Annotated in this window: 1 protein-coding gene and 1 pseudogene; both read left to right on the forward strand. The window is 43.6% G+C overall.

The features are described 5' to 3' along the window. A pseudogene (locus LC574_RS37480) lies at window positions 1-642 on the forward strand (histidine kinase); the annotation flags it as partial. 262 nt (window positions 643-904) lie between these two features. After that, window positions 905-2056, forward strand: a 1152-nt coding sequence (locus tag LC574_RS37485) for an IctB family putative bicarbonate transporter (RefSeq protein ID WP_229458678.1), incomplete at its 3' end; no start/stop codon positions are given.

A 2056-nucleotide genomic window follows, 5' to 3' on the forward strand; every position in this document is an offset into this window, starting at 1 on the left:
GAAACCCAAATAGTAATGCTGTGTCAACAAGCTATCAATACCCTTGAAGAAGCGGCTAATCGCCGCGAACAAGATATTCGCCTCTCTATAGAACCGGGACGCAATCGCATTTGGCCTTTAGATAAAGACAAGGTGCGCCAAATCCTCTATCACCTGGTTTTCAGTGTGATTCAACTTTCGGCTACAGGTAGCATTGTTCGCATTCATGTTTCTTACAAGGAAGATACGCTCAACATTACTATTTGGGTTTCCCATCCTTGGCTAGGGGACGGTATTACTGAAGTTGATCCCTACTTCCGTCTCAATTCTTTGTCGCTGCTGGAGATGACAGGTGAGGTAGCAACTTACAATACTCATGCACAAAGCCAGGAGCAAAAAGATATTTCATCAGTAGTAGTGGACAATTCAAAAAACTTGAGTGCGAATCACTCAAATTTCTTTACTGCTAGTTCAGGTATAAATTTAGCTAAATCACATGGAAATATTTCTCGTGAAAGCTTGGGTCTGTTGCTAAGTTGTCAACTGGCAGAATTACATAGCGGACAAATTTTGATTCAAGGTTCACCAGAATCAGGATATCGTTATGTGCTTTCTTTGCCACTGCAAGTGGCGACTCCTTCACAAGCAATTAGCGATGTCTAATTACAGCTAGTAGGGAACAGGCTACAGGTTACAGATAATAGGGAAATACAAATTCATGCTTTGTTATGTACTGTCTACCAATCACTAGTCCAAGAATAGTTAGCGATTTACAATATTGGCGCATTCTCGCAAAAGCTTAACGCTTGAACCACCTCAACATTTGTCGGGAGATTTAGCGATCTATTACTAGTAAGAGTATCGCTATCGCGTATGATCTGTTTGTCCAGAGATGTACAGCGTAACACCGTCAGCAATGTTTTTTATGAATTTAGTCTGGCAACGATTTACTTTATCATCTTTACCGCTCAAAGAATACCTTGCTAGCAGTTACGTACACCGTTCTCTGGTGGGAGTGTTAAGTTCTTGGCGGCAAACTAGCGTCTTGATTGGGTGGGGAGATGCGACAGCAGCTGCTTTACTCAGTTTAGTATATGCGCTTGCACCTTTTGTCTCGAGTACATTGGTGGGCTTGTTGCTGGGGGCTTGTGTGGGATTTTGGCTGTTGTTGACTTTATCTGATGAAGTAACACCAGCAAATGTCTCCTCAGTCACTCCCATTCATCTGCTGGTATTGCTCTACTGGGGGGTTGCCGCAGTCGCAACGGCATTATCACCAGTGAAAAAGGCGGCACTCAACGACTTGGGAACGTTGACCTTGTATTTGCTGCTATTTGCTCTTTGTGCCAGGATACTGAGGTCGCCTCGCCTCCGCTCTTGGATTATCATCCTTTACCTGCACATATCGTTAATTGTCAGTGTATATGGGTTGCGGCAATGGTTTTTTGGAGCCACAGCACTGGCAACTTGGGTTGATCCAGAATCTCCCCTGTCTAAGACTACCAGAGTCTACAGTTATTTAGGCAATCCTAACTTATTGGCTGGATACCTCTTACCAGCAGTAATTTTTAGCTTAGTGGCAATTTTTGCATGGCAAAGCTGGATCAAAAAAGTCTTAGCATTAACAATGCTAATTGTCAATACTGCTTGCCTGATCCTCACTTTTAGTCGTGGCGGTTGGATTGGACTAGTGGTGGCAATTTTGGCTGTAATGGCATTGCTAGTTTATTGGAAAAGCGTGGAAATGCCTCGTTTTTGGCGTACCTGGTCGCTACCGATTGTCTTGGGAGGTTTAATCGGCATATTGGTGCTAGCAGTGATATTTGTAGAGCCAGTGCGCCTACGAGTGTTTAGTATTTTTGCTGACCGTCAAGATAGCAGTAATAATTTTCGCCGAAACGTGTGGGATGCCGTTTTTGAGATGATTCGCGATCGCCCCATTTTCGGCATTGGCCCTGGACACAACTCTTTTAATAAAGTTTATCCTCTCTACCAACGCCCTCGTTACACTGCTTTGAGTGCCTATTCGATTTTGTTTGAAGTGACTGTAGAAACTGGCGTTACAAATATCACTGCT

The organism is Nostoc sp. CHAB 5715 (assembly GCF_020829685.1).
GTDB lineage: Bacteria > Cyanobacteriota > Cyanobacteriia > Cyanobacteriales > Nostocaceae > Nostoc.